Raw genomic sequence first — 20786 nt, forward strand, 5'->3', positions numbered from 1 at the left:
CCCGAAGCCCGAATCCGCGCGGCGAGTCGGGACCAGCTCCGTTGGCAGTGTCACGGGGGTGGGGGTCAGGACTGGATCACGCCGCCGATCGCGAGCGGGAACATCACCAGCAGGAACGTCGCGTCGAGCCCGTGGAACAGGGCGCCCATCCAGTAGGAGCGGTACCGCTTGGTCAGGTAGGCGTACAGCCAGTCGGTCACGAGCATCGCCGGCATCTGCCACACGAGGTGCACGTGGTAGGTCGCGAAGAGCAGCCCGTTGACCGCGACGTCGAGGCGCCCGAACGCCCCGCGCATGCGCGGCAGCAGGATGCCGCGGAAGATCAACTCCTCGCCCACCAGGTAGTTCGCGAGGATGAGCACCACCAGCACGCCCATGAGCCACCACTGGCCGACGACCTCGGGCACCGCGAGGTTCTCGATGAGCGCGTAGTCCGGCGGTGCGATCGCGGGGAAGGCGTCCACCACGGCGTCGTTGAGCGGCTGGAGCAGGCCCAGCATGTCGAGGCCGAGGTACCCGACCGCGACGGCGACCGCCCACCACAGGTAGCGCCAGCCGGCACGGCCCGTGCGTGGGCTCCGCGGCTTCTCCAGCCAGAGCCGGCGCCTGAGGCCCGCCCACGTGAACGGCCGCACCTCGCGGCGCAGCAGCCACAGGGCCAGGACGGCCTGCCAGCACAGCCCGGCGGTGGCGAGCACGAGCCACCCGATCCCGGGCGTCTCCATGCGGGGCGCGACGAAGGTGGGCATCACCCACCACAGGCCGAGGCCCATCGGCAGGGCGCTCGCGGCCCAGATGCCGAGGATGGTGCCGAGGCGGTACTGCTCCTTGTCCGGCAGGTCGCGGGCGTCGAGCCCGCGCCGGGTGGTCATCGTGGTCATGGGTCCCCCTGAGCGTCCGTGGGCGCCGGGTCGCGCCCGTGGCGACCGTAGGCAGGCGACGATGCGGCCGGCATCGGTCGCGCGGGGGTGCGGCGGGGGCTCGCGCGAGGGGTCGAGGATCGGGGACAACCCTGAGACGCGCCTAGGCTGGAGGCGAATCCGCGACGAAGGAGCGACCATGACCCTGCCCACCATCACCCGCGACGCGAACGGCGCGCCGTCCATCGACTTCACGGGTGCCGAGAAGCCCGAGGGCCTCGTCGTCGAGGTGCACCAGGCGGGCGACGGCGCCCCCGTCACCGAGGGCCAGCACATCACCGTCCACTACAGCGGCTGGCTGTGGGACGGCGCGAAGTTCGACTCGTCGTGGGACCGCGGCGAGTCCATCTCCTTCCCGATCGCCTACGGCTCGCTCATCGACGGCTGGGTCGACGGCATCGTCGGGCAGCCCGTGGGGTCGAAGCTGCTGCTGGTGGTCCCGCCGGAGTCGGGCTACGGCTTCCGCCCCATGGGACCCATCCCGGCGGGCTCGACGCTGGTCTTCACGGTCGACGTGCTCGAGGCCCGCTAGCGCGCACCCCTCGCACGGGCGCCCCGCGGGACGCTGAGCACCGGTCCCCTCAGGCCAGCCCGAACGCGACGAACACCGCCGTCGCGACCGTCACCGCGGTCGCGACGGCGGCGACGCGCGCCCCGATCCCCGCGAGACGCACCCCCGCGAGCGCCGCGAGCAGCGCGAGGCCCAGCGCGAGCTGCGTCCACCAGTACGCGACCGGCGTGGTGTCGGCGATCCTCACCAACCCGTGGAGCGCCTCGCCGGCAACGATGCCGGGCAGCAACCCCGCGGCGGCGCCACGCAGCCATCCGTGGCGGTCCCCGGGCTGGCGCAGCAGCCATGCCGCCGCTCCGCTCGCCGCGCCCACCACCACGCCGGCGGTACACCAGAGGAGCACGTACGACGTGCTCACGCCGAATCCGCGCAGGTGCGACGTCGCGTAGTAGCCCGCCATGGCGAGCGGGCCCGCGAGCGCCCCCATGGCGATGGCGCCTCGCAGGCGCCACCCCGCGAGGGACGCGGCGACGGCGAGCAGCATCACCGGGGTCGCCGAGTTCGCGAGCGGGCTGAGGCTCTCCGGCAGGACGGTCTGACCCCAGGAGATCGCCGCGCCCGCGACGAGGCACGAGAGGACCGTGAGGACGATGCGCATGCGGGCTCCCACCCGACCGGCACCCGGGCGGTGCTGGAGGTGCCGCCTGCGGGCGCTTCGGCCACCGCGAGGATAGCGCCGGGGCGCACCGCCGGTCGCGGCGAGCCGCGCGGCGACGGCGCCCGCGGCGCGCGAACTTTACCCGATCGTGACCATCCGCGCAGATCGGCGAATCCGTGCAACTCCCACGTATTGCCGGAAATTGCACAAATGCAATAGCGTCGCCGACAGGGCCGCGGCCATCCGGGCGCGGCCGGGACGAGCAGGATCGGAAGTCAAGGGAGACCGTCGATGCAGCCACTGTCAGGGCGCGCCATGCGTGCCACGCTTGGGATCTCCGTCGTCGCGCTCGCCGCCGCAGGGCTGGCGTCGCCGAGCGCGGATGCGGGAGGGCAGGCACTGCCGGCGACGGGCGAGCCGGACGCGTCCCTGCCGGGCTACATCAATTACGCGGCACCGCGCGCCGAGTCGGTGTTCACCACGGACGAGCGCCTGGACGAGTCGCTCGGCGCCTCGGCCAAGGGCAACGCGGGCGGCAACTCGGTCGCCGAGCTCTCGGCGGCCCTCGAGCAGAAGTACGGCAAGGGCAACCCCGTCGCGGCGCGCGGGCTCGCGAAGCTCGAGAACAAGTCGATCAGGACGGGCAAGAGCCCGAAGTCGCTGAAGCGGACCAAGACGTCGAAGACGACGCAGGAGGCCAAGCTCCTGACGATCCTGGTCGAGTTCAATGACGAGGCGAACGACGATTTCACGGGCTCATACGTGCCCGAGTACTGGGGCGCGTCGACCTGCAAGCCCGGCGAGGTGGTCAACGGTCCGCTCCACAACACCATCCCGGACCCGGCGGAGGCGCCCGAGCTCGACAACAACTCCATGTGGGTCGAGGACTTCTCGTCGGAGCACTTCAACCGGATGCTGTTCAGCAACCGCGGCATCACCGAGCGGATCCGGACGGACCTCACCGGACCGGACGGCAAGCCCGGCATCGACATCTCGGGCTACACGATGAAGCGCATGTACGAGGAGATGTCCCACGGCGCCTACACGGTGACCGGCGAGGCGACGCCGTGGGTCACGGTGCCCCACTCCGAGGGCTGGTACGGGGCGACCACCTGTTACCAGGACGAGACGGGCGCGTGGGTCGCCGGTGCCTACCAGGGCATGCAGGGCCACCCCGACAACCCGCTCGGTGCGGGCCAGCTCCCCGTCGACGCGGTGGCGGCGCTCGCCGCGGCGCAGCCCGACTTCCCGTGGGCCGAGTACGACGTCGAGGACCAGGGCGACCGTGACGGCGACGGTAACTTCAACGAGCCCGACGGTGTCATCGACCACGTCGTGCTCGTCCACGCGGGCGCCGACAAGTCCGGCGGCGGCGGTGCCGAGGGCACCTACGCGATCTGGGCGCACTCGTCCGCGGTCGCCGGCGGCGCCTCGATCCCGGGCACCGACCTCAAGCTGTACAACTACATCGTGCAGCCCGAGGACTCGGGCGTCGGTGTGTTCGCTCACGAGTACGGCCACGACCTGGGCCTGCCCGACCTCTACGACGTCTCGGGCGCCGGGAGCTCGGACGTGGACTTCTGGGACCTCATGTCGTCGGGCTCCCACTCGGGTCCGATCTTCCAGTCGATGCCCACGCACATGGGCCTCTGGGACAAGTGGGTGCTCGGATGGGCCGATCCCGAGATCATCGATCCCGGCGACCCCACCCGCACCATCAAGGTGGGCCAGAGCTCGCGCCCCGCCAAGGGCACCGAGGACGGCATCAAGGTCAACCTGCCCGACAAGGTGATCACCCTGACGACCCCGCACAGCGGGGACGGCATGTGGTACACCGGCGCCGATCAGGACTGGGCCGACATCCGCCTCAGCCGTGCGCTCGATGTGCCGGCGGCGGCCGACGCGAAGCTCTGGATGTGGAACGACTACGTCATCGAGCAGGACTGGGACTACGGCTTCGTCGAGGTCTCGACCGACGGCGGCGCCACCTGGAGCGAGCTCAAGGTCTACGCCGAGGACGGCACCGAGGTGACGACGTCCGACGCCTACGGTGACCCGAACGGCAACATGGCCACGTTCGGCGGCAAGAGGTACGGGCTCACGGGCGACAGCGGCGGCTGGGTCCACGAGTACGTCGACCTGACCCCGTACGCCGGCACCACGGTGCAGCTGCGGCTCCGTCAGGCCACCGACGCGGCGTACCTCGACCGCGGCTGGTTCGCCGACGACTTCGCGCTGGTCGCCGACGGCGCCACGGTGTGGAGCGACGATGTGGAGGGCGGCGCGAACGGCTGGACGGGCACGGTCTCGACCTTCGTCGACACGACCGGACCCGGCTGGCGCATCGACACCGGCACCTCGGTCAAGGCGCAGTACTACCTGGTCGAGTGGCGCAACTTCGACGGCTTCGACGAGGGCCTGAAGTACGCGTACAACACCGTGTACAACACCGACGACGCATGGAAGGTCGAGAAGGTCGCGTACAACGCGCCGGGTGCCCTGGTCTGGTACCGCGACACCACGTACGGCAACTCGAACCAGATCACGGCGAACGAGACGGCGCTGCCGGCGTTCGGCGCGAAGGGCGGCCTGCTCATCGTCGACAGCCACTTCGACCCGCTGCGGCGCACCGGGGCGGCGGCCGCGGCCGATCCGTCGACGCTGGACGTCATGCCCTCCCGGGCGCAGTCGTCGAACGCGGCCTTCGGCCTCGTGAAGACGCGTGCGTTCAAGGAGTGCTTCACGCTCTCGGGCTCGGCTCCGGAGTACTGCACCACCGTGCGGGCGCAGCCTGCGGTGAGCACCTTCACCGACGACCAGGGCTGGGTGCCGGGCCTCGCGTACAACCCCGCCAACGGGGGCCTGTACTACCGCGACCGCGACGCCTCGGTGGTGGTGCCGTCGGTCGACAACCAGGCCTACACCCTCCCGATCTACGACATGGAGGGCAACCCGTTCACGCCGCTCTACGGGGAGAGCGTCGCCGGCTTCGAGCTGGGCACCGGCGACCCGGCGGACTCCGGCGTGGGCTACGGCACCGTCATCTCGGTGAAGAAGGCGATGCCCGGCAACACGGCGGCGCTGATCCGGGTCACCCCGCCTGCCGCGGGCTGACCGGGTCCGCCCGTCACGGCGTGGCGCCGGCCCCTCGAGGGCCGGCGCCATCGTCGTCGGCGCGAGAGGGGTTGCGCCCCGCACCCGCCGGGAGTAACGTACAACCAAATGGTTGTAGATGAGCTCTCTCAAGCCGACGTGGATCGCATCTTCCACGCGCTGGCAGACGCGACCCGCCGCGACATCGTGCGGCGGACGCTCACCCAGGAGGCCTCGGTCAGCGAGCTGGCCAGGGCCTACGACATGTCCTTCGCCGCCGTGCAGAAGCACGTGGCGGTCCTGGAGGGGGCGGGGCTCGTGAGCAAGCACTCCCGAGGCCGCGAGCGCATCGTCCGCGGCGACGCCGCCCAGATCGCGCGCGCCCGCGCCCTTCTCGCGCAGCTCGAGGAGCTGTGGCGCTCGCGGTTCAGCCGCCTCGACGCCGTCCTGGCCGACCCCGGCCCCGGCGTGCCCGACCCGCCCGCACACCCCTGACACGGACCCCACCGACGCAGTCCCCAAGGAGCAGCCATGCCTCTCACCACCGTCACCTCCGACCCGGAGGCGCTCACCATCACCGTGATCGGGGAGTACCCCGTGCCCGTCGAGCGGCTGTTCGGCGCCTACCTGGACCCGCGCCAGCTCGAGAAGTTCTGGGGCCCGGAGCAGTGGCCCGCCACGTTCACCCGCCACGACGCCGCCCCCGGCGGTCGCTCCGAGTACTTCATGACCGGCCCCGAGGGGGAGCGCAGCGCCGGTTACTGGACGTGGCTCGCGGTCGATGCGCCGGTCTCCTTCGAGGTCGAGGACGGCTTCGCGCACGAGGACGGCTCGAACAACACCGAGCTCCCGGCCATGCGGATGGTCTTCACGTTCGAGCCGCTCGCCGGCGGCTCCCGCTTCACCTCCGTCACGCACTTCGGCTCGCTCGAGGCGCTGCAGACCGTGGTCGACATGGGCATGGAGGAGGGCCTGCGTTCCGCGATGTCCCAGATGGACGCCGTGCTCGCCGACCTCGAGTCCTTCGCCGCGGGCCGCGCGGTGGGCGCGCAGCTCGTCTCCGACACCCAGGTCCGCGTGAGCCGCGTCATCCGCGGCACCGTGGAGCAGGTGTGGCGCGCCCATCACGACGCGGACCTCATGAAGCGGTGGCTCCTGGGCCCCGACGGCTGGACGATGCCCGTGTGCGAGATCGCGGAGAACGTGGGGGACACGTACCGCTACGAGTGGGCGCCCACCGTCGGCGGACCCGCGGACGGTGCGCCGCCGTTCGGCTTCACGGGCGAGCTGCTCGAGTCCGCGCCGCCGTACCGCGAGGTCACCACCGAGACCATGATCGGCATGGAGGGCCCGGGCACCGTCAACGCGCTCACCCTCACCCCCGTCGAGGGCGGCACGCTGCTCAGCCTCGTCATCACGTACCCCACCATGGAGCTGCGCGACATGATCCTCGGCACGGGCATGACCGACGGCATGGAGACGTCCTACGCACGCCTCGAGCAGGAGCTCGTGGGCGCGTAGCAGGGCGTCTACAGTGGGCCCGTGGAGCGGCCCGACAGCAGCCAGGACGATGCGGTGGTCGCCGTACGCGACGTCACCGCGGTGCTCGGCGGGGCGCCGGTGCTCGCGCCCGTGACCTTCGACGTCCGGGCGGGCCAGGCGGCCACGCTCGTCGGCTCGAACGGTTCCGGCAAGACGACGCTCCTGCGTGTGCTCGCCGGGATCCTCAGGCCCGCGTCCGGCGAGGCGCACGTCGGGGGAGCGCCGGCGGACGAGAAGGATCCCACCTTCCGCGCGCTGGTGGCCGCGCTCATCGGCGCGCCGCCGCTCGCCTCCAACCTCACGCTCGTCGAGCACTTCTCCCTGGTCGCGGTCTCCTGGGGGATAAGCGCGGCGGAGGGACGCGACCGCGGCATGCGGGTGCTCGAGGCGTTCGAGGTCGGCGCGCTCGCGACCCGCTTCCCGCATGAGCTGTCCTCGGGTCAGGGCCAGATGGCCGCGCTCGCGCTCACCCTCACCCGACCCTGCGACGTGATCCTCCTCGACGAGCCCGAGCAGCGCCTGGACGACGACCGGGTGCACGTCCTCGGACGCCTGCTCGAGGAGGAGCGCGAGGACGGCGCGGCGCTCGTGGTCGCGAGCCACTCCGTCGCCCTGCGGGACGCGCTCACAGGCCCGACGGTGCGCCTCCGCGAGGTCGGGCGCGCCGATGGCGGCTGATCGGGTCGCGGCGTTCCGCCGCCAGTACGGGCGTCGCGGCGACGGCTCCGGGCGGGCGGGGCTCGTCTACGGCATCTACATCGCGGCGCTCGTGGTGCTCGTCTACGGAGGGCCGGGGCTGCGCGCGCTGGCCGGCCAGCTGCATCGCGACCAGGTGCTCGACGCGCTCCTCGCGCCCTCGGTCGCGCGTGGCCTGAGCCTGGGGCTCGCCGCCGCCACCGTCGCGGCGTTCTCGCTGGGCACGGTGAGGGGTCCCGCCGTGACGCGCCCGTTCCTCGTGTACGCGCTTGCGACCTCCGACCTCGAGCGGCGGCGCGCCTTCGGTCGCACCGTCGCCGGCGCCTCCGCTGCCGTGGTCCTCGGGACGGCGGGCGTCACCGCCGTGCTCCTGGTGCCCGTCGCCGATGCGGGAGCGATGAGCGTCGCGGCGCTGCTCGTCTCGCTCGGCGCGGCCCTCGCCATCGGCGCGATCGTCGCGACCGCATGGCTCGCGGGCCAGGTCGCCACCGGGCCGGCCGTGTGGGCCGTGCCGCTCGTCCTGGCCGGCGCCGCGCTCGCGAGCATCCTGGTGCCGGCGCCGGGCCTGATGCCGTGGGACTGGGCCGCGGCGGCGTGGCCGGTCGCCGGCCGGGCCGGGGTCGCGGCGCTGCCCATGATCCTGCTGGCCGTCGTGGCGCTCGGGGCCGTCGCGAGCGCGCCGATGCTGCTCGCCCACCTGCGCGGTCCGGAGCTGATCCAGCAGGCCCGTCGCTGGGAGAGCACCCGCGTCGCCGCCACCACGGGCGACCTCTCGACCGCGATCGCCGGGCTGCGGGCCGCCCCGACCGTCGGGCGGCGCTGGTCGATCGTCGGAGGACGGAGCTTCGTCCTCGCCGCGGTCGCCGCGGACCTGGCCGCACCGGTGCGCACCCCGATGCGCGTGCTGGGGGCGCTGATCGGGCTCGGCGGCGGCGGGGTGCTGCTCGCGCTCGCGCCCGGCTTCCCCGGGCTGCTCGCGGGGCTCGCGTCCGCGACGGCGGCGCTCGCGATCTATCTGGGCCTCGGGCCCTGGTGCGACGGCCTCGCGCACGCGGTGGTCGCGATCTCGGCACCCAGGCTCTTCGGCGTGAGCGACGGCCGCCTCGTGCTCATCCGAGCGCTCGCGCCGCTGCTCGGAGGCATCGCCGTCACGGGCGCCGCCGCCGTCGCGGCGGGCCCCGGGGACCACGTCGCGACGCGGCTCGGCGTGTCCGCCGCCGTGGTCGCCGTCCTCGTCGCCGTGCGGCTCGACGCCTCAGCCAAGGGCTCGCCGCCGCTGTTCCTCACGACGCCGATGGTCACCCCGATGGGCGACCTGTCCGTGTTCGGCGTCCTGCTGTGGGTGCTCGACGCCGTGATGCTCGCGGGCATCGTGGGCCTCGCCGCGCTGGGGCTCGGGCACGGGTCCGGCGGGGCCGTGGTCTGCCTGGTGATCGTCGCCGGCTGGGCGATCCTCCAATGGCGGTGGCGCCTGCGCTCGCGCTGAGCCGTCAGCGGCTCGCCACCACCGCGGTCGCGCCCAGGTCCGCGTCGCGCTCGACCACGGCGACGAGGCCGGCGGCCTCGGCCATCTGCAGGGTGAGCGACGCGAGGTCCTCGCTCGTCTCCACCACCGCGACCCCTCCCGTGCCCAGCAGCCGCGCCGCCGCGGCGAGCGACTCGCGCTGCAGATCGGCGCCGTCGAGGCCTCCGTCGAGGGCGATCCGGGGCTCGTGCTCGCGGGCCTCGCGCGGCATGAGCGCGATGCGTGCCGAGGGCACGTAGGGCGGGCACGAGGCGACCAGGTCGACGCGGCCGTGCAGTGCGCCGAGCGCGCCGTCCATGTCCGACACCACCGCCGTGGCGCCGTACGCCGCCAGCGTCCCGGATGCCAGGGCGACGGCGCGCGGATCGATGTCCGCGGCGATCACGGTGACGTCGGGGCGCGCGTGCGCGACCGCGGCGGCGATCGCCCCGCTCCCGCAGCACAGGTCGACCACGGTGCCGGCGCGCGGCGTGCGTGCGATGGCGAGCCGTGCGAGGAGCTCCGTGCGCCGGCGGGGCACGAACACCCCCGGCGCGACGGGGATCCGCAGGCCCGCGAACTCCGCCCAGCCGACCACCACCTCGAGGGGCTCGCCCGCCAGGCGGCGGCGCAGCAAAGCCTCACGCGTGCCCGCGTCGGCGCCGGCCGCCTCGGCGATGAGCCGCGCCTCCTCGTCCGCGAACACGCAGCCCGCGGCGCGCAGCCGCTCCACGGCATCGTCCGATGTCACGCTCGCACGCTACCGCTCCGGTTGCGCGTCGCGGCAGGCGGGGGAGACTGGCAGACATGGACCCGGACCAGCTCGACCCTGCCGACGAGGGGCACGTCCTCTCGCCCGACGACGGTGACTACCTGCGTTTCGAGCGTCACCTCGACCAGCCGCCGCCCGAGGTGTGGGCCGCGCTCACCGACCCGGAGCGCACGGCGGTGTGGGGGTTCCGCACATCGTTCGAGCCTCGCGAGGGCGGCACGGTGACGATGTCCGACGGCGGCGCCGGCGAGGTGCTCGCGTGGGACCGCCCCCACGCCCTCGAGTACGCGTGGGACGGGTACGGCGGGCGCTGGCACCTCCGGATCGCGATCGCGGAGCTCCACGACGGGGCCCTGCTCACGTTCGACCACGTCGCGCCCGATCCGAACAGCCCTGACATCGCGGCGGGCTGGCACTGGCACCTCGACCGGCTGGTGCTGCATCTGAGCGGCGGGACCCCGCCGGCGGTCGACTCCGACGCGCATTTCGAGGAGCTCCAGCGCCTGTACGCGCACGCCGAGGGGTGAGCCTCAGTCCAGCCGAGCGCGCGCGAACGCACGGACCGACGCCCACGCGGCCAGCGCCGCGAACCCGGTTGCGCCCACGAGCGACGCCGGGCCGATCGCGGCGGCCTCCTCGGGCCCTCCCGCGCCGGCCCACATCGCGGGGGCGATGAACGGCACCCACGCGCCCACGCCGAGCATCGCGAGGACCTGGCTCGCGGCGGTCACCCCGATGATGGCGCCCGCGGCGCCCAGGTAGCCGCGGAAGCGCACCGCGACCCACGCGAAGCCGAGCGCGAGCGCCGCCATGAGCAGCCCGGCCAGCCACACCTTCGCGAGCTGCGCCGCGACGTCGCCTGTGAACGATGCGGTGTCGGCGAGGGCGAGCGCACCCGCGGTCAGCACCATCGCGAGGGTGACGCACGCGCCCGCCCACGCGCCCACCACCAGGAGCTTGGCGCGCGCGATCTCCGCCCGGCTCACCGGCAGCGCGAAGAGGGAGCCGAGGGTGCGATCCGCCCACTCGCGGCCCACGAGCCACGCGATGGCGAACCCGACCCCGATGAGCGCGACCACGCTCACCACCTGCCCCGCCAGCGCCGCGACGGCCTCGCCCACCGTCCCCTCGCGGTACGGCGCGAGCTTGGCCGCGGACGGGCCGCCTGCATCGGCCTCGCGCGCGATCACCACCATGCCGACGGACATGAGCGGCGGGAAGGCGATCAGCAGCGCCGTCGCGAGACGCGCGGTGAGCGACCGCGAGAACGTCGCGATCTGCAGGGCGAGCGCCGTCCTCATGCGTGCACCTCGTCCCACTCGCGGACCACCTCGAAGAAGCGGCGCTCGAGGTCCACCTGCCCGGGTGCGAGCGCGCCGACCACGCGGCCCGCGTGCACCACCGTGATGCGGTCCGCGATGCGTGACGCCTCGTCGAGGTGGTGGCTCGACACGAGCACGGCGGCGCCGCGCGCGGCGGCGGCGACGATGACGTCGCGCAGGAGCAGCACGCCGGCGGGGTCGAGCGCGTTGGTGGGCTCGTCGAGGAGGAGCAGGTCGGGCTCGTGGGAGGCGACGCATGCGAGCCCGAGGCGTTGCCGGTTGCCGAGCGACAGGCCTCGCGCCTTGCGCTCGGCCCAGCGCTCCAGCTCCAGGCGCGCGATCCAGGACGATGCGGCGGCGACCGCCGCCGCGCGGTCCAGCCCGTGCAGCCGCGCCGCGAGCACGATGTTGTCGCGCACGGTGAGCTCCGGGTAGCCGAAGGGCTGATCGATGGTGAAGCCGAGCCGGGCGAGCGTCCCGGGCGCCGCGGCGGCGACCGGCTCGCCGAACAGCCGCACCTCGCCGGCGTCGAGCCGGGTCTGGCCGACCATGGCCTTCATCGCGGTGGTCTTCCCGGCGCCGTTGAGGCCGATGAGCGCGTGGACCTCGCCCGGCGCGACGGTGAGCGACATCCCGTCGAGCGCGCGGAGGTCGCCGTATGCGCGGACCGCGTCGCGGAGCTCGAGCGCACTCACGCGGGGCTCCCCGCGAAGGCCGGGACGTGCGCATCGGCGAGGTGCGGGACCACGGCCGTCATCGCGCCCGCGACCAGGTCGCCCAGCGTGCTGCGCGGCCCGTCCGCGGCCCAGCCGAGGAGCGCCGCGGTGATGGCGGCGAGGCATGCCGCTGCGGCCATGCGCATCTCGGCCTCGTCGCCGGGCGCGGCTGCGGCGTCGACGATCGCGCGCGCGGTCGTCGCGGTGTTGGCGGCCATGCCCGCCTGGAGCTCGGGCACCCCGGCGGCGATCGCGATGCCCCGGCGCGTGCTCTCGGTGGGCTCCTGGTCGAGCAGCGGGGTGAGCGACAGCATCCCGCGGGCGACGCGCTCGATCGCGGGGAGGTCGGAGGGTTGGGCGGCGACGGCCTCGGCGATGACCGGGTCGAACGGGTCGTCCAGCAGCACCCGCTCCTTGGTCGCGAAGTGGCGGAAGAAGGTCATGTGGCTCACGCCTGCGGTCGCCGCGATCTCCTCGACGGTGACGGCGCGGTAGCCGCGCCGCTCGAACAGGTCGAGGGCGGCGGCCTGGAGGCGGGCCCGGGTGGCCTCGGCGCGAGTGCTCATGGCCTCAAGTGTTAGTCACTAACATCTTTCGCGCAAGAGGGGGCGGCGATACGGTCGCCGGATGAGCGATTGCCAGGTGCTGGAGATGGGCGGACTCGACGGCTGGCGGGATCACCACGGGGGATTCACCCCGGCGAAGTCCCGCGACGGTCGCCGCGTCGTGGACCACGAGCTGACGATGCAGTACATCGGGATGACCGCGAACGCCTTCGTCCCCGGCGAGGAGGCCGGCTACTGGCACACGCACCGCGAGATCGAGGAGCTCTACGTGTTCCTCGCCGGCCGGGGCCAGATGGCGCTCGACGGCGACATCGTCGACGTGGGCCCCGGCACGGCGGTGCGCGTGGGCCAGGGCGTGTGGCGGACCTGGCGGTGCGTGCCCGACAGCCCCGAGCCGATGCGGTGGTTCTGCATCCGCGCCGGCGGGGGCGAGCTCCCACATCTGCCGGACGACGCGACGCGGGACGAGGGCCGCCCCTCGCCCTGGTGAGCGCGCGGCGCACCCACGGTCGCCGCGGCGGGTGCCGTGACGCGTGCTCCGCTCCTCCGCGAATTCATGCGAATCGCGACGCGCTGCGCGCTGCGATCCGCATGAATACGCGGAGCGGTGAGACGGGACCGAGCCCGGGCTCTCATCGTCGCTGCGGGCCGTCCGACGCCTGAGGGTCGCCGGACGGCCCGCGAGACCGGCCCGTCAGGCCGGGACGAGCGCCCCGGGCGCCGCGTCGACCGCGGCCGCCCCGCCGAGCTCCGCGCGGCGCGACGGCAGCAGCGTGGCGACCACCGTGGTCACCGCGAGGATCGCCGCTCCCCAGAGCACCGCCGTCTGCGCGGCATCGGTGTAGCCGGTGGGCGTGATCTCGCCGCCGGACCCGGTGAACACCGCGGTGAGCACCGCGACGCCGAGCGCGACGCCGATCTCGCGGACCGTCGCGTTGGTGCCGGAGGCCTTGGCGTGGTCCTCGTCCCGCATGTGCGCGAGCACCGCGGTCGCGAGCGGCGCGAACACGAGCCCCATGCCCACGCCGCACGCGACGAAGCCGGGCACGAGCGTCCAGTAGTCCACGGCCGGGTCGAGCTGCAGCCCGATCCAGGCGAGGCCCACGGCCTGCGACGCGACGCCGGCCGTCACCAGCGCACGCGTCCCGACCCGCGGCGCGATGATGCCGGTGAGCGGCGCGACGAACAGCGGCGCCATGGTCCAGGGCATGGTCATCGCGCCGGCCTCGAGCGGCGACCGTCCCTGCACCACCTGCAGGAACTGGATGAGGATGAACACCGCGCCGAAGATGCCGACGGAGAACATCAGCCCCACCGCGTTCGCGACCGAGAATGACCGGTCCCGGAAGAGCCCGAGCGGCAGCAGCGCCTCCTGGCGTCCGCGCTCCCACGCGAGGAACCCGGCCAGCAGGAGGCCTCCGCCCACGAGGCCCGCGAGCACCTGCGGCGACGTCCAGCCCGCATCGTTGCCCCGCACGATGCCGAACACCAGGCCGAACACGGCGGTCATGCCCAGTGCCAGGCCCACGAGGTCGAGCCTCACGCGGTCGCCTCGCGACTCCCCGAGGAACGCGCGGACCAGCACGATGGCGACGACGCCCACGGGTACGTTGAGCCAGAAGATCGCGTGCCACGTCAGGCCCTCGACGACGGCGCCGCCGATGAGCGGGCCCGCGGCGACGCCGAGCCCCGCGACGCCGCCCCAGATGCCGATGGCAAGCGGGCGCATCTTCGCGGAGACGTTGGTCGACAGGATCGCGAGCGACAGCGGCATGAGAGCCGCGCCGCCGATGCCCTGCAGGACCCGTGCCGCGATGAGCGCCTCCGCGTTGGGCGCGAGCGCGCACAGGATCGACGCGACCGTGAAGAGCGCGATGCCGCCCTGGAAGATGCGGCGGCGCCCGAAGCGATCGCCGAGCGCGACCGCCATGAGGATCATGCTCGCGAACGCGAGCGAGTAGCCGTTGATGAACCACTGCAGCTGCTCGAGCGACGCCTCGAGGTCCGTCGCGAGCACCGGCAGGGCGTTGGTGACGACGAGGTTGTCGAGGCTCGCCATGAAGGCCGGGATCGAGGCCGCGAGGATCACGAGCCCGAGCGGTGACCGGCGTGTGGTGGATGACATGTTCCCTCCCCGGAAGTCTGTGGAGCCACCGTGAGTAATCAATTGATTACTACGCATCGCACTCTAAGTAATCGGCTGATAACATGTCAACATGAGCGTCACCGAAGGCCGACTGACCAGCGACGACAGGCGCGAGCAGATCCTCGCCGCGGCGACGGTGGTGTTCGGCGACAAGGGCTACGCGGGCGGCACCACGGACGCGATCGCGCGCGAAGCGGGGATCTCCCAGGCCTATGTGGTGCGCATGTTCGGCTCGAAGGAGAACCTGTTCCTCGAGGTGTCCCGGCGCGCGACGCGCAGGCTCCGCGTGGCGTTCCGGGACATCATCGCCGGCTTCACCGGGTCGGAGACGCACGTCGAACGGCAGTCGCTCCTGGGGGCCGCCTACGGCGAGCTGGTCGCCGACCGCGGCATCCTCCTCAGCCTCCTGCACCTGTTCGGGCTGGGCCAGGACCCGGTGTTCGGCCCCGAGGGGCGCGAGTGCTTCCTCGACGTCTACCGCATCGTCCGGGACGAGGCCGGCTTCTCCGCGGAGGAGGCCACGGAGTTCTTCGCGCGCGGGATGCTCAACACGATCCTGCTCGCGCTGCGGATGCCGGACATCCGGGACGATGCGCGCGCGTTCGAGCTCCTGTCGACCTCGATGGGCCCGCAGTGCGAGGCGATCCTCGCGAGCTTCGAGGCGCAGTCGTCACCGCGCGGCTGACGCCTCCGCCGGCGCGATCGGCAGGGCGATCGCCACGGTGGTGCCCTCGCCCTCGGCGGACCTCACCTCGAGCGTGCCGCCGTGGACGGCCACGATCGCGGCGGTGATCGACAAGCCCAGGCCCGAGCCGCCCGTCGCCCGCGCCCGGGAGTGGTCCCCGCGCACGAACCTCTCGGTCGCGCGCGCCGCGACCTCGGGAGACATGCCGGGGCCGTCGTCGACCACCTCGACCCGTGCCAGCGCATCGTCCTGCCGCACGCGCACGGTCACGTGGTCGCCGCCGTGGACGGCCGCGTTGGTCACCACGTTGATGACCGCCTGGCGCAGGCGGTCGGGGTCGCCCTCGATGGTGACGGCCTCCGGCGCGTCGAGCATGAAGGTCACGCCCTCGCGCGCCGCGGTGGCGTCGCGGACCACCTCCTCGCACACGCGGGAGAGGTCGAGACGGATCGGGTTGAGCTGAGGCTCGGCGTCGTACCTGGCGAGCGTGAGCATGTCCTCGACCAGGCGCTTCATGCGCTCCGCCTCGGCCTCGGTGCGGCGCCAGGCGTCGGCGACGTCCTCGTCGCGCGCGATCGCGCCGCGGCGGTACAGCTCCGCGTAGCCGAGCACGGTGGTGAGCGGCGTGCGCAGCTCGTGCGACGCATCGGCGACGAACTCGCGCAGGCGCGCCTCGGAGCGCTCGCGCTCGTCGAGCGCATCGGTGAGCGTGCCGATCATGGTGTTGAGCGACGTCGCGAGCTCCGCGCTCTCGGACCCGTGGCCCGCGCCCTCGAGACGCACGTCCAGGTCGCCGTCGGCGATGCGCGCCGAGGCGTCGACCATGCGCCGCATCGGCGTGATGCCCAGGTTGATGACGAACCAGCCGACCACCGCGAGCCCCGCGAACACCGCCGCCAGGCCCAGGGCCTCGATGACGATGAGGCGGTTCGTCGCCGCCTCGACCCCGTCCATCGGCAGCGCGGTGACGTCCGAGCCGATCGAGGTCGCGCGGGCGAGCACGCGATATTCGCCGTCGCCGGAGGAGGACGGCACCGTGAGGTACGCGCTGCCCTCGGTGGGCAGCGCCGCGTCGGTGAACACCGGCGCCGTGTCGTCGGAGTCCATCGTGTTCGGCGTGAAGAACACGTAGCAGTTGCCGGCGGTGTCGACGAAGCCGCGGAAGACGTCCGAGGGGCGGTCGCCGTCCTCATCCGTCGCGGAGGCGTCGCCCGAGCCGCACTCCGTCACCAGGTGCGGCTCGCCGCGCGAGCCGACCGAGGCGGAGGACGAGGCGAGGCGATCGTCGAGCTGGCCCACCAGGAAGGAGTGGGTCACCCCCGTCACGATGATCGCGATCGCGATCGCGATCGCCGCGATGGCTCCTAGGCCGATGAGGACCCGCGACCGCAGCGTCAGCCCGGCACGAGCCGTCACGACACCCTCAGGGTGTAGCCCACGCCACGGACCGTGTGGATGAGCTTGGGGTCCACGGTGTCGACCTTGCGGCGCACGTACCCGATGTAGGTCTCGACCACGCCCGGGTCGTCGTCGCGCGAGTAGCCCCACACGCCCTCGAGCAGCTGACCGCGCGACAGCACGCGGCCGGTGTTCTGCATGAGGTGGCGGAGCAGGTTGTACTCGGTGGGCGACAGCTGGATCTCCTCGCCGCCGCGCGTGACGCGGTGCGAGACGTCGTCGAGCTCCAGGTCCGCGATCCGGTACACGTCCGAGGCGGACGGCGCGTGCTCGACGCGGCGCGACACGGCCTCGACGCGCGCGACCAGCTCGTCCAGGTTGAAGGGCTTCTGAAGGTAGTCGTCGCCGCCGATGGTGAGGCCCTCGACCTTGTCCTGGGCGCTGTCGCGCGCGGTGAGGAAGATGATCGGGGTCCGGTCGCCGGACTCCCGCAGGCGGCGGCATACGGCGAAGCCGTCGAGGCCCGGCATCATGACGTCGAGCACGATGAGGTCGGGGCGCTGCTCGCGGACCGCCTTGAGGCCGGCCTGGCCGTCGGAGGCGTCGGACACCTCGTAGCCGGCGTAGCGCAGGGCTGCGCAGAGCATCGTGCGGAGGTTGTCCTCGTCATCGACCACGAGGATGCGTCGTTCAGGCATGCGTCCAGTATCGCGGGCGCGCCTGGGGATTCGCTGGGAGGCGGCTGGGCGTGGGCGGGGAGCGGCGTCCCCAGCCGACTCCCGCGCCGCTCCCAGGGATCTCTCAGGCGCGATGGGTTAACTCGAGGTGAACAAACGGCACGGGATGCAGACACCGGTGCCCCTGACTCGAGAGGCCACCATGCCCGTCTACGCCTTCATCCTCGCGGACCTCGTCGCGATCTCCCTGCTCGTCTTCGGCATGTACTTCCCCCGCCACCGGCGCCGCGACCTCATCGTCGCGTTCCTGTCGATCAACGTCGGCGTCATGGGAGTCACCTACGCGATGACCAACGCGGACATCTCGCTCGGCTTCGGCATGGGCATCTTCGCGGTCCTGTCCATCATCCGCCTGCGCTCGACCGAGATGGACCACGCAGAGATCGCCTACTACTTCACGGCGATCGCGCTCGGCCTCCTCGGCGGGTTCCCGGCGCTCTCCGCCTCGCTGAGCTTCACGCTCATGGCGGTGCTGCTCGGCGTGATCCTCGTGGGCGACAACCCGCGCCTCCTGTCGCGCAGCCGCCAGCAGCAGATGGTGCTCGATCAGGCCTTCACCACCGAGGAGGGCGCCCGCGAGTACCTCGAGGCGCTGCTCGGCGCGACGGTCCACCGCGCGACCATCCGCAAGGTCGACCTGCTCAACGAGTCGACCGTCGTGGACGTCCGGTACACCCTCCACGCCCTCGTCGAGCGGCCCGCGGAGGCTCGCCTCGGCGCCGACGCCTTCTCGCCCGAGGTGGCGCGATGACCGCGTGGGAGGAGCGCCTCGCCCACCTGCCGGCCATCACGCTCGCGGAGCTCGAGACCGAGCACGCCCTCCTCACCCGCGTGGACCGCAAGTACATCGTCTCGCCCGCGGTGTGGGCGGAGGTGATGGGCGCGGTTGACGGGCTCCGTGCGCTCGAGATCGACGGGGCGCGCGCGTTCGGCTACGAGTCCGTGTACTTCGACACCCCAGAGCTCGACTCGTACCGCGACGCCGCCCGCCGCCGTCCCTCCCGCTACAAGGTCCGCACCCGCGAGTACCTCGACACCGGCGGACGCGCGATCGAGGTCAAGCTCCGTTCGGCCAAGGGCGAGACCGTCAAGCATCGCGAGTGGCTCGCGGACGATGCGGCGGTCGCGTCGGCCCTCGAGGGCGAGGCCCGTGCGTTCGTGGCCTCGTTCCCGCAGGTCGGCGCCGCGGTGGAGGACCTGGCCCCGGTCCTCACCACCCGGTACCGCCGGGCGACGCTCGTGTCCCACGGCGCGCGCGTCACCGTCGACGCGGAGGTCACCGGCATCTCCGCCGAGGGACCCAGCATCGACTTCGGCGGCGCGTTGATCGTCGAGACCAAGTCCTCGATGCGGGCCGGCGACGTCGACCGCGCGCTGTGGGCGCGCGGCATCCGACCCACCCGCATCTCCAAGTACTGCACCACCCTGGCCGCGCTGCAGCCCGAGCTCCCGTCGAACCGGTGGGCCCGCACGCTGCGCAGGCACCTGACCACCTCCGCATCTGCGGCCTGAGAGAGGCGATCCCCATGCGCAAGCCCCTTCCCGTCCTCGCCGGCGTTCTCGCCGGCACCCTGCTCCTTGCCGGCTGCTCGACCACCACGGGCTCCGACGACGAGGTGACGACCGCCACCACCGACGACACCGCCGCGGCGGACGCCACCTCGACCACCACGTCCGCCACCGCGACCGAGCTCACCGAGGCCACCTACGAGGAGCTCGACGTCAACGACCTCGACACCTCCGCGGACCTGGCCGACGCCATCGACGTGACGCTGTCCGACGGGGGATCGACCGGCGGCGACGGCGTGAGCGTCGACGGCGACATCGTCACCATCACCGCGGGCGGCACCTACCGGCTGACGGGCACGCTCACGGCCGGCCAGGTGGTCGTCGCCACGGAGGACGAGGACGTCACCCTCATCCTCGACGGGGTCGACATCACCTCGGCCGGCACGGCGGCGATCGACATCGAGTCCGCCGACGAGGTGGTGATCTGGCTCGAGGACGGATCGACCAACACGCTCTCCGATGCCGCCGACGCGACCCCCGCCGAGGACGAGGAGTCCGACGCCCCGAACGCGACGCTGTACTCGACCGCGGACCTGTGGATCGCGGGAGACGGCGCGCTCGACGTCAACGGCGTGGCCGAGGACGGCATCGCCTCGAAGGACGGCATCGTCATCGAGTCCGGCTCCCTCACCGTCACGGCGGCGGACGACGGCATCCGCGGCAAGGACTACCTGGTGATCCAGGACGGCGACATCACCGTCGACGCCGAGGGCGACGGCCTCAAGTCCACCAACGAGTCGCTCGACGAGGACTCGGCCGTGGGCGTGTTGTGGATCTCCGGCGGCACGTTCGACATCACGTCCGGTGTCGACGGCATCGACGCGGCCAACCAGGTCACGGTCGAGGGCGGCACGCTCGCGATCCACGCGGGCGACGACGGCATCACCACCGACGGCGTGCTCCACATCTCCGACGGCGCTGTCACCATCACCGAGTCGTACGAGGGCCTCGAGGGCGGCGTGATCCTGCTGTCCGGAGGCACCGGCACCATCACGTCGAGCGACGACGGCGTCAACGTGAGCTCGGGATCCTCGAGCGGGGACGAGGGCCAGATGCAGGGCGGCGGCGACTGGGGCGGCGACATGCCGACCGACGGCACGATGCCGGGCGGCGGCGGGCGCGGCCAGCGTCCCGGCGACACGTCGACGGACACGTCGACCGACACCTCCACCGACGCGACCGCGACCGATGCGTCGACCACCGCGACGGTGACCGCCGCGGACTACTCGACCGACGCATCGTCCGAAGCCACCACGGACGGCACCGACGCGACCACGGTCGCGGGCGGCCCCGGCGGCGGGATGGGCGGCATGGACCAGGCGGCCGAGGGCCGCTACCTCGAGATCTCGGGGGGCACCTGGTACGTGGACGCCGGCGGCGACGGGCTCGACTCCAACGGCAGCGCGACCATGACCGGCGGCACCGTGGTGGTCGACGGCCCGACCAACAGCGGGAACGGCGCCCTCGACGTCAACGGCGAGTTCACGGTCTCGGGCGGCACCCTGGTCGCCTCGGGCGCCTCGGGCATGCTGGTCGCGCCCACCGCGGACGGCCAGGGCGTGCTCACCATCACGTTCGCCTCGTCGATCGCGGAGGGCACCCCGATCACCGTGACGGACGCTGACGGCGACCAGGTCGCCTCGTTCACCACGGGCAAGGTCTCCCAGTCGGTGGTGCTGTCGACCGACGGCATCGTCTCGGGCGAGAGCTACACGATCACCACGGGGGCGACCATCGCGGGCTCCGGCAGCGGCATCGACGCGCTGGTGCTCGGCGACGCGGCGACCGGCGGCGACGAGCTCGGCACCGTGACCGCGGACTGACGCCTCGCGCGGGGTGCCCACCCCGAGCACCCCAGCGCCGCGCGACACCCCTCCACACGCGACCGTCCAGATCGGGCGGGATCCGACCAGGTTCCCGTTCCCATCTGGGGGTTCGTGTGGAGGGGTGC

At 72.9% G+C, this 20786-nt stretch carries 21 protein-coding genes; 12 read left to right on the forward strand and 9 right to left on the reverse strand.

All coding sequences use genetic code 11. The features are described from left to right. Positions 1-65 precede the first annotated feature (65 nt). Positions 66-881 carry a CPBP family intramembrane glutamic endopeptidase gene (locus AOM09_RS15060; RefSeq protein ID WP_062383102.1) on the reverse strand — a complete coding sequence of 272 codons (816 nt, stop codon included), beginning with the start codon at positions 879-881 and terminating at the stop codon, positions 66-68. 178 nt (positions 882-1059) lie between these two features. Here AOM09_RS15060 and AOM09_RS15065 point away from each other — a divergent pair, with 178 nt between their 5' ends. Then, positions 1060-1452, forward strand: coding sequence for an FKBP-type peptidyl-prolyl cis-trans isomerase (locus AOM09_RS15065; RefSeq protein WP_062383105.1), 393 nt, complete (start codon positions 1060-1062; stop codon positions 1450-1452). Between the two features lie 49 nt (positions 1453-1501). On the opposite strand, the gene AOM09_RS01165 is transcribed toward AOM09_RS15065, so the two are convergent. After that, positions 1502-2089, reverse strand: coding sequence for a DUF6518 family protein (locus tag AOM09_RS01165; RefSeq protein WP_062383108.1), 588 nt, complete (start codon positions 2087-2089; stop codon positions 1502-1504). 315 nt (positions 2090-2404) lie between these two features. Between AOM09_RS01165 and AOM09_RS01170 the strand changes: the two genes are divergently transcribed. From AOM09_RS01170 to AOM09_RS01190, 5 genes are all read left to right on the forward strand, one after another. Further along, positions 2405-5203 carry an immune inhibitor A domain-containing protein gene (locus AOM09_RS01170; RefSeq protein WP_082098708.1) on the forward strand — a complete coding sequence of 933 codons (2799 nt, stop codon included), beginning with the start codon at positions 2405-2407 and terminating at the stop codon, positions 5201-5203. Positions 5204-5311: 108 nt separating this feature from the next. Continuing rightward, positions 5312-5677 (forward strand): ArsR/SmtB family transcription factor, encoded by a 366-nt coding sequence (locus tag AOM09_RS01175; protein ID WP_062383112.1) that lies wholly within the window; start codon positions 5312-5314, stop codon positions 5675-5677. A gap of 36 nt (positions 5678-5713) precedes the next feature. Continuing rightward, on the forward strand, positions 5714-6703 hold the full coding sequence (locus AOM09_RS01180) for an SRPBCC family protein (RefSeq protein WP_062383115.1): 990 nt from the start codon (positions 5714-5716) through the stop codon (positions 6701-6703). A gap of 21 nt (positions 6704-6724) precedes the next feature. Then, positions 6725-7402: an ABC transporter ATP-binding protein gene (locus tag AOM09_RS01185; protein WP_062383118.1), complete on the forward strand. Its 678-nt coding sequence runs from the start codon at positions 6725-6727 to the stop codon at positions 7400-7402. Beyond that, positions 7392-8906, forward strand: a complete 1515-nt coding sequence (locus AOM09_RS01190) for a hypothetical protein (protein WP_062383121.1) — start codon at positions 7392-7394, stop codon at positions 8904-8906. The genes AOM09_RS01185 and AOM09_RS01190 overlap by 11 nt, the downstream gene beginning before the upstream one ends. A 4-nt stretch (positions 8907-8910) precedes the next feature. Here the strand turns inward: AOM09_RS01190 and AOM09_RS01195 are convergent, their stop codons facing one another. Next, positions 8911-9675: a putative protein N(5)-glutamine methyltransferase gene (locus AOM09_RS01195; protein ID WP_062383123.1), complete on the reverse strand. Its 765-nt coding sequence runs from the start codon at positions 9673-9675 to the stop codon at positions 8911-8913. A 56-nt stretch (positions 9676-9731) separates the two neighbouring features. Here AOM09_RS01195 and AOM09_RS01200 point away from each other — a divergent pair, with 56 nt between their 5' ends. Then, positions 9732-10223 carry an SRPBCC family protein gene (locus tag AOM09_RS01200; RefSeq protein WP_062383126.1) on the forward strand — a complete coding sequence of 164 codons (492 nt, stop codon included), beginning with the start codon at positions 9732-9734 and terminating at the stop codon, positions 10221-10223. 3 nt (positions 10224-10226) lie between these two features. On the opposite strand, the gene AOM09_RS01205 is transcribed toward AOM09_RS01200, so the two are convergent. The 3 genes from AOM09_RS01205 to AOM09_RS01215 are packed head-to-tail and all read right to left on the reverse strand — an operon-like array spanning position 10227 to position 12300. Then, on the reverse strand, positions 10227-10997 hold the full coding sequence (locus tag AOM09_RS01205; protein WP_062383128.1) for an ABC transporter permease: 771 nt from the start codon (positions 10995-10997) through the stop codon (positions 10227-10229). Further along, positions 10994-11713: an ABC transporter ATP-binding protein gene (locus AOM09_RS01210; RefSeq protein WP_062383131.1), complete on the reverse strand. Its 720-nt coding sequence runs from the start codon at positions 11711-11713 to the stop codon at positions 10994-10996. Before AOM09_RS01210 ends, AOM09_RS01205 begins: the two co-directional genes overlap by 4 nt. After that, positions 11710-12300 (reverse strand): TetR/AcrR family transcriptional regulator, encoded by a 591-nt coding sequence (locus tag AOM09_RS01215; RefSeq protein WP_062383134.1) that lies wholly within the window; start codon positions 12298-12300, stop codon positions 11710-11712. Before AOM09_RS01215 ends, AOM09_RS01210 begins: the two co-directional genes overlap by 4 nt. 61 nt (positions 12301-12361) lie before the next feature. Here AOM09_RS01215 and AOM09_RS01220 point away from each other — a divergent pair, with 61 nt between their 5' ends. Then, positions 12362-12790 carry a cupin domain-containing protein gene (locus AOM09_RS01220; protein ID WP_062383137.1) on the forward strand — a complete coding sequence of 143 codons (429 nt, stop codon included), beginning with the start codon at positions 12362-12364 and terminating at the stop codon, positions 12788-12790. Between the two features lie 204 nt (positions 12791-12994). Here the strand turns inward: AOM09_RS01220 and AOM09_RS01225 are convergent, their stop codons facing one another. Further along, a complete protein-coding gene (locus AOM09_RS01225; protein WP_062383144.1) occupies positions 12995-14425 on the reverse strand; it encodes a DHA2 family efflux MFS transporter permease subunit in 1431 nt (476 codons plus the stop codon). Positions 14426-14516: 91 nt separating this feature from the next. Between AOM09_RS01225 and AOM09_RS01230 the strand changes: the two genes are divergently transcribed. Beyond that, positions 14517-15131: a TetR/AcrR family transcriptional regulator gene (locus tag AOM09_RS01230; RefSeq protein WP_062383147.1), complete on the forward strand. Its 615-nt coding sequence runs from the start codon at positions 14517-14519 to the stop codon at positions 15129-15131. On the opposite strand, the gene AOM09_RS01235 is transcribed toward AOM09_RS01230, so the two are convergent. Next, entirely contained in the window at positions 15117-16547 is a 1431-nt protein-coding gene (locus AOM09_RS01235) for a sensor histidine kinase (protein ID WP_082098713.1), read from the reverse strand. The two genes, AOM09_RS01230 and AOM09_RS01235, sit on opposite strands and share 15 nt — an antisense overlap. Next, on the reverse strand, positions 16544-17227 hold the full coding sequence (locus AOM09_RS01240; protein WP_062383150.1) for a response regulator transcription factor: 684 nt from the start codon (positions 17225-17227) through the stop codon (positions 16544-16546). The genes AOM09_RS01235 and AOM09_RS01240 overlap by 4 nt, the downstream gene beginning before the upstream one ends. Positions 17228-17408: 181 nt before the next feature. On the opposite strand from AOM09_RS01240, the gene AOM09_RS01245 reads away from it, so the two are divergent. From AOM09_RS01245 to AOM09_RS01255, 3 genes are read left to right on the forward strand one after another with little or no spacing between them, the layout of a single operon-like run. Beyond that, the gene (locus tag AOM09_RS01245) at positions 17409-18017 is read left to right on the forward strand and encodes a DUF4956 domain-containing protein (protein WP_082098714.1); all 609 of its coding nucleotides are present in this window, start codon (positions 17409-17411) and stop codon (positions 18015-18017) included. After that, entirely contained in the window at positions 18014-18778 is a 765-nt protein-coding gene (locus AOM09_RS01250; RefSeq protein WP_062383153.1) for a polyphosphate polymerase domain-containing protein, read from the forward strand. Before AOM09_RS01245 ends, AOM09_RS01250 begins: the two co-directional genes overlap by 4 nt. A 14-nt stretch (positions 18779-18792) precedes the next feature. Then, a complete protein-coding gene (locus AOM09_RS01255; RefSeq protein ID WP_062383155.1) occupies positions 18793-20658 on the forward strand; it encodes a carbohydrate-binding domain-containing protein in 1866 nt (621 codons plus the stop codon). Positions 20659-20786: the final 128 nt, after the last annotated feature.

It is taken from the genome of Demequina iriomotensis (genome assembly GCF_000971395.1).
GTDB classification, from domain to species: domain Bacteria; phylum Actinomycetota; class Actinomycetes; order Actinomycetales; family Demequinaceae; genus Demequina; species Demequina iriomotensis.

Coding starts and splice junctions, on each gene's coding strand:
- AOM09_RS15060 (WP_062383102.1), bottom strand. CDS start 881: ATGACCACGATGACCACCCGGCGCGGGCTCGACGCCCGCGACCTGCCG.
- AOM09_RS15065 (WP_062383105.1), top strand. CDS start 1,060: ATGACCCTGCCCACCATCACCCGCGACGCGAACGGCGCGCCGTCCATC.
- AOM09_RS01165 (WP_062383108.1), bottom strand. CDS start 2,089: ATGCGCATCGTCCTCACGGTCCTCTCGTGCCTCGTCGCGGGCGCGGCG.
- AOM09_RS01170 (WP_082098708.1), top strand. CDS start 2,405: ATGCGTGCCACGCTTGGGATCTCCGTCGTCGCGCTCGCCGCCGCAGGG.
- AOM09_RS01175 (WP_062383112.1), top strand. CDS start 5,312: ATGGTTGTAGATGAGCTCTCTCAAGCCGACGTGGATCGCATCTTCCAC.
- AOM09_RS01180 (WP_062383115.1), top strand. CDS start 5,714: ATGCCTCTCACCACCGTCACCTCCGACCCGGAGGCGCTCACCATCACC.
- AOM09_RS01190 (WP_062383121.1), top strand. CDS start 7,392: ATGGCGGCTGATCGGGTCGCGGCGTTCCGCCGCCAGTACGGGCGTCGC.
- AOM09_RS01200 (WP_062383126.1), top strand. CDS start 9,732: ATGGACCCGGACCAGCTCGACCCTGCCGACGAGGGGCACGTCCTCTCG.
- AOM09_RS01205 (WP_062383128.1), bottom strand. CDS start 10,997: ATGAGGACGGCGCTCGCCCTGCAGATCGCGACGTTCTCGCGGTCGCTC.
- AOM09_RS01215 (WP_062383134.1), bottom strand. CDS start 12,300: ATGAGCACTCGCGCCGAGGCCACCCGGGCCCGCCTCCAGGCCGCCGCC.
- AOM09_RS01220 (WP_062383137.1), top strand. CDS start 12,362: ATGAGCGATTGCCAGGTGCTGGAGATGGGCGGACTCGACGGCTGGCGG.
- AOM09_RS01225 (WP_062383144.1), bottom strand. CDS start 14,425: ATGTCATCCACCACACGCCGGTCACCGCTCGGGCTCGTGATCCTCGCG.
- AOM09_RS01230 (WP_062383147.1), top strand. CDS start 14,517: ATGAGCGTCACCGAAGGCCGACTGACCAGCGACGACAGGCGCGAGCAG.
- AOM09_RS01240 (WP_062383150.1), bottom strand. CDS start 17,227: ATGCCTGAACGACGCATCCTCGTGGTCGATGACGAGGACAACCTCCGC.
- AOM09_RS01245 (WP_082098714.1), top strand. CDS start 17,409: ATGCCCGTCTACGCCTTCATCCTCGCGGACCTCGTCGCGATCTCCCTG.
- AOM09_RS01250 (WP_062383153.1), top strand. CDS start 18,014: ATGACCGCGTGGGAGGAGCGCCTCGCCCACCTGCCGGCCATCACGCTC.
- AOM09_RS01255 (WP_062383155.1), top strand. CDS start 18,793: ATGCGCAAGCCCCTTCCCGTCCTCGCCGGCGTTCTCGCCGGCACCCTG.